We start from the raw sequence: 10,616 nt of genomic DNA on the forward strand, positions 1-10,616 counted from the left end.
AATTGTTCAGAATATTTGAACTGTATGTTGCGCATGTCCCTAAAAGGCAAAGTGCCAAATTAGTGACGTCAAATCTATGGCATTCGGCCTAGAGACTTGTCAATCTACTGTGAAGTGCGCGTTAATGTTCAGATACAACCTTATCTTTCTCTTATCCATTTTATTGGTTCCATTTGCCTCCTATGCGGACACTACCGGCTTAACAATGGACCTGTCTGTTGATAGTGCGTCTTACGACAATGACCAGGAAGTGGTTTATACGCTTGTTTTAACGAATGAGTCGGATACAGCCATCCATGGTTTTGACGTTAAAGATGAGCTATTAAATATCTTAACGACAGACGATGAAGGGAATAACGTTAACGCCTTTACTGAGGTATTGATTGAAGCTCGGTCGAACGTTCTTTCGTCACCGGGCACTTACAATCGTTTTGGTAATCTAGAAGCGACTGACGTTCGTGTTACGGCGGGCGGGTCGGTGACCTATACGATGACTGCTACAGTTTCTAGTGATGCGGCGGGTACGATTGATAACGTGGCAAGTGCAAGCTCTGGACCTCTCGATTCTGTTGAATCAAATACGGAATCCATTCAGAGAAGTTTGTACCAACACGATGTTGTGGTGTCAGTCGATAAGACAAACTACCAACTGAATAAAGAACTGACGTACTCGATCAAGGTATCGAATACTGGCGATACGGTGATTCAAACGCTTGATGTTCACGATGCAATTTCAGATATTAAGGCACTCGACATTGATGGCGTTCTTCAACAGGCCTTCACTAACAATGTGAACTCAGCCGAGGTACAAGGTGGCGATAGTGATGCAGGTACCTTTAGTTCTTCAGGGGACTTGTCAGTCGCTGATGCATCGATAGATATTGGTGGATCTATCACCTACACGATTCGAACGACTGTTGCCGACAAACTCGTCGGCGACATCGTTAATGACAGCATAACGGCGGAAACACGAGATGCTCTAGTAACGGGTGATGTAATCACCACGCCACCTACACAACCTAATATCACTCTGAAACATACCTTAAACCAAACAGATAACTACCTTGTTGATGATGAGTTCTCTTACACGGTTACCGTAACCAACCAAGAAGACTCTGGTATTGCGTATCACTATTCTGTTCAGCAATTACTTGCCGACCTTGAAACTGATTTAGGAAACGATGTTAGCGATGATAGAAATGCTAACGATACAACGGGTAATCCTTACGAATCTTGGACCAATCAAGTTATTACTATTGGTGCTAACAGTACTTCTGAACTGGCCGTTAGCGGCGTTGAATCCAACCGTTCACTGAACGATACAGTCTCTATTTACCCTGGTGAGGAGATCCTTTACTCGGTTGAGGTCGATGTAAGCCCTGTGTCTATAGGCGAAATTCCTAAAGTTATCGCGCGCGTCGTGAATGCTGAAGGCACGGCAGATTCCGCTGATGTGGTGACTACTCCTCTAAATACGGAAGATGTTTTAGATTCTTCATCAAGCCAAATTACTCGTAACAAGAACACAACGGATACCACTTATGTGCCCGGAATAGCGGGTGAAAATGAAGTTGTATACGACATTGTTATCTCCAACAAAGACACTGAATTTTTCGCAAACGATATTGAAGTGATCGATAAATTTGCTTGTATCGTGACAGAACAAGCCGATGGCACTAATGCTTCTGCGTTCTCCGAATGGAAACTGGAAGTGGATGAAAGCAGTGGTGAGGGTTCTAACTATGGTTCATTTAATTATGGGGCTTGGACAACGAACGACATCAACCTAAAAGTCGATCTTGCTCCTGAGGGCTTTGTTCACTATAAGCTGACAGCAAAAGTAGCAGATACCAGTGTCGGTCAAATTGTCGATGATGGTACCGATGCAGGCTTGTGTCTGGGAGATAACCTAGGTGAGTCGGGTTCTGGCGTACAAATGCCAAACTCCAAGTTGAAAGTACAGAAAGAGGTGGATTCTCGCTACTACTCTGCAGGTGGCACACTCAATTATGAAATTACTGTAGAAAATAATGGTGATGGCTACGCGATCGATGTACCTGTTTATGATGATTTAGTGTCAGTCATGACCAATTCAATCGATGGTACGCCAATCAACGCGTATTTGAGCTGGGAAGTGACGGCGAAATCTTACGGTTCAGATAACTTAGTATCAACAAACAGTGATCCCGGATTCAGTGGTGAGATTGAAGGTGATCAGAGTAATAAAAAGATCCTTGATGTAAAGGCTAAATTAGCCCCTCACGACAAAATCATCTACAGCATTGCAGCAGTGGTAAATCCGATTGCAGATGATGAGATTCGAAATCAAGTGACGGTAGACAGCGTGCTTTATTCCGACAGAGGTTCATACCCGAGGGACTATTACCTAGTCTTGGATAAACGTGTCGATGGTAACAATGAGCAAAGCGCTTACACTGACACGACAGAGGAAGTGACTTATAGGATCAGCATTACCAATCCTGAAGGGAATGGTTTTGCGTCTAACATCAATGTCAAAGATGAAATCAGCACGATAAAAGCTGAGCTACTGCATGTTCCGGGTGCAACCAAGCAGGTGTTCTCTTCGTGGACGATCAGTGCTGAAAAAGAAGCAACCTCTCCTTGGGCAGAAGCCGTTACTGATCCTGGTGAATTCTTAGACGGTGAGGACTTGGATGCCGTTGCACAAATCCCGCCGGGCGCAACTATTACGTATACCATTGTCGGTAAATTGGATCGAAGTGATGATACTGAAATCCTCTGGGGAGACTTCAGCAATACTGCAACGGTCACGGGCATTGATACCAACCTATCGGATACCGTTCACACCTACCCAAGTGAACCTAATCTTATTGTCGATAAGACGGCTCAAAACTCTGACTTTGTGGGAGGAGAGCGTACTACCTTCGATATTTATATTTATAACCGAGGTGTTGGCTACGCAAATGACGCAACGGTAAAAGACAGTATTTCAGCGCTTAACTTCTTTGAAAGTTGGACTATTGTCGGTTCAACCAATACGGATGAGCCGGGATCTCGCTACGGTGATATCTCTGACAATGCAGACATCGATACTGATGTGGATATTACTCCTGGCGGGTGGGTGCACTACGAAGTCAGTGGTGTTGTTAAGTCTGATTATGAAGAAGACCAAGTATCAAACCGTGTTGATGTTTATGACCCAATTACAGACCGTGAACACAGCTCTTCTGCACAAATAGACAACTCGAACAGTGCTTATGACATCAATGTATCACTAGCCAAAACGACCGATGTGGTTCGTTACACGCCGGGTGAAGATCTCACTTACACTATCGTAATTAGTAACAATGGAGATACAGACGAAACTGATCTTATCTTTTTGGATCGATTGAGTGAGATCACCACAACGCTTGCCAACGATAAAGATGGTGAAGTGGAAGATCTTGTCGATCAAAATCCGTTTGAGTATTGGTCGGTTGATAGTGGTGCGGGTTTTGGGCCTGATACGACTGAAGATGTAGAGATCCCACTGACGATTAAAGCTGGTGAGCTTGTTACCGTCCGCATTAAAGCGCGTGTCAAAGACAATGCGGTATCGAATGGAGTCGCAGATAGAGACGCCGGTATCATCCGTAACGAAGCGGTGTTGATTCATGCTGACGATGCTGATTGTACCGACGACTGCGAGTACGCGAAACGTGCCGTAGCTGAAAACCATCAAGTTCACAATAACGGCACAGTGGTTCGGACGACCAATATCAACCGCTACTCTCCGGGCGATGAACTGACTTACACCATCAAATACAACTCTCAAGATGGGCACGGCTATCGCAACAATGTTGACGTCAATGAACTGATCAATGATATCTCGGTTGAGCTTCAAGACGGCACGTCAGGTAATCCATTCTTCGACGATTCGGTTGGTGAAAACAAGTTTACGGTTTCGGTGGCTAAGAGTGACCCTGTAAACGCGGGTACAACCGATGGCACAAAAGACGGCAATGTTGCAGACGACACGAATATCGTGACCTCTATTGATATTGATGCCGGAGAAGATGTGACTTATACGGTGACAGGTATCGTTAGACCTGATGCGACTGGTGATATTCATTACCGTGATACCGTGGTGCTTCCTGATGACTACCACCTCTCTTTTGATAAAACCACGGACGAAGTGGTGTATGAACCTGGTAAGACGGTTACTTATCATTTAGTCGTTGAGAATGACGGTAAAGGTAATGCTCACGACATTCCAATCGTCGATAACCTCAAAGATATTACAGTCGATCTCGTAGACGGTACGACTGGGCCTGCTTATTCAACGTGGACCATTACATCTATCGCATCTGGCACCGATTCTGAATATGTAGACGCAGGTGCGGGCGCCGGTAAGGTTTACACATCAACAGACAGCAATTTAAACGAAGAGGCCGATATTCCGATGGGAGCGACACTTGAGTACCAAGTAGTCGCGACCATTAATGACAAAGCTAATGGCGGTGTTGTTAATGTATTGACCGTTGATGGCGACACGATTTCTCACAATATTCAACAAGAAGCTCGTAAAGTCGATTTTGAGAAAAATATTTTGGCTTACTACGATACGGATGGTAAAGAGATTCCGGGTGCGACAAGTTACATGCCTGGGGGTTACATTGAATATGAAATCTTAATCGAGAATATTGCGAGCGCTCACGTTGATGATATGAGTCTGCGTGATGACATCGACCAAATTAACACTCAATACTACGATGAAACTCGTGGTCCAGCATTTGATAGTTGGTCCATCGAAACGTTTACAGACAGCTCAGGAATCTCTGACCCAGACGTTGATAACTCGATTCAAGATAACCAACCGATTGATACGCACTTCGATATCTCTGCAGATAATTTTGGTCGCGCAACGTCATCAGCTTTTGTGCGTTATGTTGTTAAAGCTAAAATCAGTCCTAAAGCAGTAGGCTCGTTTACTAACAGAGCTTACATTGACGAAGACTCTGGAAACGAACTGATAGCGGTTTCTCCGCCTGCGTCGATGTCTGACCCCGAAATAGCATTCTCGAAAAAGGCGTTCTATGACGCTGGCTTCTCCTCGGACAAATCTGAATATTCTCAAGCCGCAGGTGAGAGTGAGGTTTACTACCGCGTTCAAATTAAGAACACGGGTAATGGCATTGAATATGGCTCTCGCCTCGAAGATACCATTTCAGAAATTCAGACTCGTATTGCAGAAGATGCCTCGACTTCTGGCAGTGACCCAGTCGGGCAGCCATTTTTGTCTGGTTGGGAAGTGCAGTTAGAAAAAACGGCAGCGGTTGATTCGATTACGGACGCGGTTGACTTTGTTTCTGGTAACAACGTTGATATTGATAACGACATTGTTATCGCGCCTCAAGAAAGTCTAATGTTCACTATTCATGCTGCGATTCGTGAAGATGCATTGGGTGAAATCATCAACAAGGCAAGTTACGACGGCAATGTTCGTAGTTCCAAACTAACACCGCTTGGAAACAATATCAGTGTTGAAAAACGCGTAGTGTCGATTAATGGTAATCCGTTTAACGATGGAGATACCTATCTGCCGGGCGACGAAGTTGAGTATGAGTTTGTGGTCACTAACCCTGAAAACGGTTGGGCAAATGATATTCAGATCAAAGACACGGTAAAGGATATTCAAGTTGAGGTTATCGGCGGAACAATGGAATCCGCTTTTGTTTCTGGCGATATCACTCACGAAGGCAGCAATGGTATTGATGCTAACGTCGATACTTATGTTCCTAGCTATAATCCAAACAGTAACCTGAATATTGAAACCGATATTGCCGCGGGTGAAGTGTTGACGTTCAATCTAAAAGGAATTATTCGTGACGACGCGTTGGGTACTATCGAAGCTAACCAAGTGTCGGCAGAAAATGAGTCAGCGACATCAGAAACTATCCCACCTCAAGAAGCTGAGCTCGACTATTTCAAAACCTTGGTTTACACCGATGGTGAATCGGCTGGTTGTTCAGTTCCCTCAAACGATGGCAGTAGTTGTACCTACGCACCACGCGGGGATGTTGAGTATCAAGTTACGCTAGAGAATACGGGTGATAGCATCGCGAATGACGTGAGTGTTATCGATGCCATTCATACCATCAAAACCGAAGATGGTGATGATGCGTTCTCTGAATGGACCACCGCGATTGCTGTGGAACCTGTTGGTTCTTATGACGTACGAGGTAACTACAACGGCAGTGTGCCATTGAATGCAACTGTCGACCTTCGCCCAGGTGAGCACATTGTATTTGACGTGAAAGGCAGAGTTTCTGCATCAGCGACAGGTACCATCACCAATACGGCACAAGTGAATGGCGATAACACCAACGATATTGTCCTCAACCCTGGTCGCTCGAACATTCTAGTTGATAAGTGGACGGATACGCCTGATTACGTACCGGGTGGCACGGTGAATTACTACATCGATATCACCAACGATGATGTGGATACTGGCCTGTTCTCTATCCGTGACATCATCAGTGGTTTTGAAGTTGAAACTGTCGACGGAACAATGCAAACCGCACTGACGGAGTGGACTTTTGATTATGATGTTCTGGCTAACTCTGCGCCGTTAGATCCCAATGCGAATGACTTCTCTGAACTAGACAAGCTGGTCTCGCAAAGTAGCCCAGACATCGATGTCCCTGCTAAGTCTCTCAAGATCGCAGGCCGTGATGATGCGGGTACTGGCGGCGGTGACAAGTACACAGCAGTTCGTATCTATATCGAAGGTAAGGTTCGTGATGACGCGATTGGTCGCTTTACCAATACCGCTTATCTGCGACACGGTTTAGACGATTCAAAGATGATTCGTTTGAGAGAAGGTTACATCACTCCTAAATCGGGAAAGCTGGTATTAACCAAAGAAACCACACCGATTGCAGAACCTGATGCTAAGTATCAACCGGGTCAACCTATCTCATACAAGATCACCGTGGCTAACACAGGAGAAGGTTACCTTGTAGATCAAGTCTTGACGGATCGTATCGATACCATCATGACTGAAGTGGCTAACAGCCCGGATCAAGAGCAAGCATTGACCGGAAGTTGGGTCATCAGTGATGAAAAGATTGATGGTAGCGGTGATCCAACACTGAATGCTCGCAAAGATGTGTCTAATACCACTCAAGGTTACAGCGCCACTTACAGCATTCATCCTGGCGATAGCTATTCATTTGTTGTAACCAACACGACAAATGACAAAGCCAAAGGCGAGATCACCAACGTAGTCAAAGTGGCTGGCGATGATGGTGAGTACACCGCAGACGCGACTTATATTCCAGAAGACGCGCAAGTTGAGATCACGAAAGACGTTGATAAAGCAGAGTACCTTCCGGGAGAAACACTTCAATACACCGTGACCGTTAAAAATAACGGCTTAGGTTGGGCAGAAGACGTTGCGATTGAAGATGCGCTTAAATCGGTTGAAACCACGATCGCTGGTGGTGAGACGAAGCAAGCCTTTGATCCTGCTTCAATCCAGATTTCAGCAGTATCGACGACGGGTGAAACGCCAGTACCAGACACAACCAGTGGTGAAGACCTCAACGAGACGCTCGATATCGCCCCGGAAGACAGCATTGTGTTCACGATTCAAGTCACGACGAATGCGCTTGCGACCGGTGATATCACCAATATGGCCTCTGCTACTTTTGACGGCACGACTTTAGATGACAAGGCAACCAGCACTCCTGTATTAGCGATGGTTTCTGTCGAGAAAACGGTCGACACTCCATCGTATGAAGTGACTAAGTTGAGCCACTACGAGATTAAGGTAACCAATAGCTCTGATGCTTTTGCTTCTGCGGTTCAGCTGCAAGATATTATCAGCGACATTGAAGTAGACACCACGACAGACAAACAAGAATCGGCCTTCCTAATGTGGGAAGTGAGCTTTGAAGCGAGCGATGACCGTACGGTTGTTACTCCGGAGAGCTTTGAGTTGAGTGAAGACATCGACGCTACCATGGATATCGCTCCACAAAGTACAGTGACGTTTCATGTTGAAGCATTGATTCGTACAACTGCAATTGGCGATATCAGTAATACGGCGACCATCACTTACAACGGGACACCACAAGATTCTACGGTAGTCATGACGCCGAAGGATTCTGAGTTTGTAGCGACGAAAACCAATGTACAGACCGAGTATATGCCGGGTGGTGAATTAGAGTTCCTGATCACGATTGAAAATACTTCAAATAACAACATCAATGACCTAAGTGTTGTCGATGACATGAGCACTATTGAAGTTGAATATTACGATGACACAACTGGGCCTGCTTTTGTTTCTGGCACCACCTCTATGGTGGTGGAGTCAACCACTGTAGGGACGATGGCTGAACAAATCAGCCCAACGGAATACAGCGTGGATATTGCACCGCATGGCACGGTTGTGTTCCGTTCAAAAGGTACCGTAGTCGATACCGCGACTGGACAGATCATCAATACTGCGCAAGTAGACGGCGGCGATGTAGTCAGCCCTCCGGTCAACACCGTTGCGGCGGTTGTTCAAGCTGAGCTCTATACAGACGCACCTTATTACGTGCCGGGTGACCAGGTTGAGTACCACTTAGTGGTGCAAAATATTGGTCGTGGTATAGCCAAAGATGTTGCTATTTATACACAGTTCGCAGAATCAATGGGCGATTACATTGGTGGTATTACTGGAAACTCATTTGATGAAGGTACATTAACCGCAACGTGGGAAGGAGCAGAAACTCAACCGGGCACGTTTGAAGATAATAGAGACTTGTCGACCGTTGTCGATATTGCACCTGGCGGCAATATTGATTACACCTTCATTTTGACAGTCAATGAAGACATGCTGACTAACATTGACGTCTTTGGCTATTACCTTGACTTAACTGGTAGTTCAACGAAGCGTGCTCGCTCTAAAGATATGTCGGATTCTGAAGCTTCGAAGCAGATAACTGGCAATCAGGTGTCAGCTTTGAATTTACCTCCAGTGGGTGCTGATCTGGTTGTCGAGAAGCGTTCAGACAAACCTGAATACACTGAAGATGACGACAGTGTCACTTATTACTTGGCCGTGACCAATAATGGTTTAGGTAATGCTGCGAATGTTCGTCTAACCGATGAAATCAGTGAACTGCAAAATAGCGTCGGCAATAACGTGTTTACCGACTGGACGATTGAAGGTGTGGAAGTCGATGACACGGGCGCAGTGATTCAACGTCATAGCTTCCCATCGAGTAAAGATTTAGACACCACCGTTAACCTGAAGTCCCAAAAACGAAATGCCTATGCATTTGAAGTGGTGGGTACGCTAGGTAAAGGCTTGGATGACGACATCACTAATACCTTTACGGCGAAAGAATCTGACGGTACCGAAACCAGCGACAGCGTAACCACTCACATCAAGAAGATTCCAGATAACTCTGGGATATTGGAACTGACCAAGTCTGCACTGCAAGATACCGCACAAGTCGGTGATGCGGTTGAGTACGAGATCATCGTTGAAAACAATAATGAATCTTACTTTAAGAACGTGACGGTAGAAGACCGTTACCCGGGTGGTTTGAAATACATCGTGGACACGTCAGAAATCGTGTTGAGCGGTATTGATGGTGAGTTTGGTACGGAAGACGATCAGGTTCTCTCTCAAGAACCATCAGACACTGGCAAGCTGATGTTCACTTCGTTGAACTTTGATCCGGGCGAGAAGCTGCGTATCCGTTACCTATTGCGTGTATCGGTAGGTGCCACCTTCGGTGACTACATCAATACCGCAGTCGCAAAAGTGGATGGCTCGGCGGTTTCTAATGAAGATACTGCCAAAGTAACCATAGAACCGGACAAGGTGTTCGATACCTCATCGATCATCGGTAAAGTTTTTGAAGATCACAACAAGGATGGGTTCCAAGCAGACGCAACCGCGTTTGATGTTGAGTTAAGCGCGAACCTAGCAACGCAAGGCTACATTGCCGACTCGACACACATCATCCGTGATGGTCAAGACGTTGCTGTTCAAGATGGTGCGATAACCACTGGGCTTGAGCAGGGCTTGGATCTTGGCGATCTTTGGGGTCATTCAGTAAACCGAACACTGCCAGAAACCAGCAAAGTGGTGATTCAATTTAAGACTCGCACACAGCAGAGCTTTGATTTCTTTGTCACGACCGATGCGGGCTCCCGTATCGAGTTTGATGTACAAGGTCAGATTCAGTTTAAGCATGAATCCGATAAGAAGAAGGGACTGAGCGCGGAAAACCTCAATGTAACCAGAAACCTATATCGCGATGGCGAGGATTACCTGTGGGAAATCGTTATCGAGAACAAAGGTATTTACGAAGATGGTATTCCGGGCGTTAAGTTAATGACGGTTGAGGGAATCGTTATTTACACAGACCAGTACGGTCGTTACCACGTGCCCGACCAATGGGTACTCAATAAGAAAGGTAAGAACTTCCTAGTGAAGTTGGACACTGATTCGCTATCCACCTCTATGGAAGTGGTGAGCGAAAACCCGAAAGTGTTGCGAATTACCCCGAACAAGCTCACCAAGTTCAACTTTAGCGTTCATCGCAAAGAGCAAGAAAGTGAACAGAAGTAAGCCATTGGAACCGTATCTG

The 10,616-nt window shown here is 45.7% G+C and carries 1 protein-coding gene; it reads left to right on the forward strand.

The genetic code is table 11. The features are described 5' to 3' along the window. Positions 1-205 precede the first annotated feature (205 nt). Positions 206-10,597: a hypothetical protein gene (locus QUF19_RS06225; RefSeq protein ID WP_286297598.1), complete on the forward strand. Its 10,392-nt coding sequence runs from the start codon at positions 206-208 to the stop codon at positions 10,595-10,597. Positions 10,598-10,616: the final 19 nt, after the last annotated feature.

The sequence above is a fragment of the Vibrio sp. FE10 genome, assembly GCF_030297155.1.
GTDB classification, from domain to species: Bacteria; Pseudomonadota; Gammaproteobacteria; order Enterobacterales; family Vibrionaceae; genus Vibrio; species Vibrio apostichopi.

Excerpts from the sequence above, each read along its gene's own strand:
- QUF19_RS06225 (WP_286297598.1), top strand. The coding sequence starts at position 206 with ATGGACCTGTCTGTTGATAGTGCGTCTTACGACAATGACCAGGAAGTG.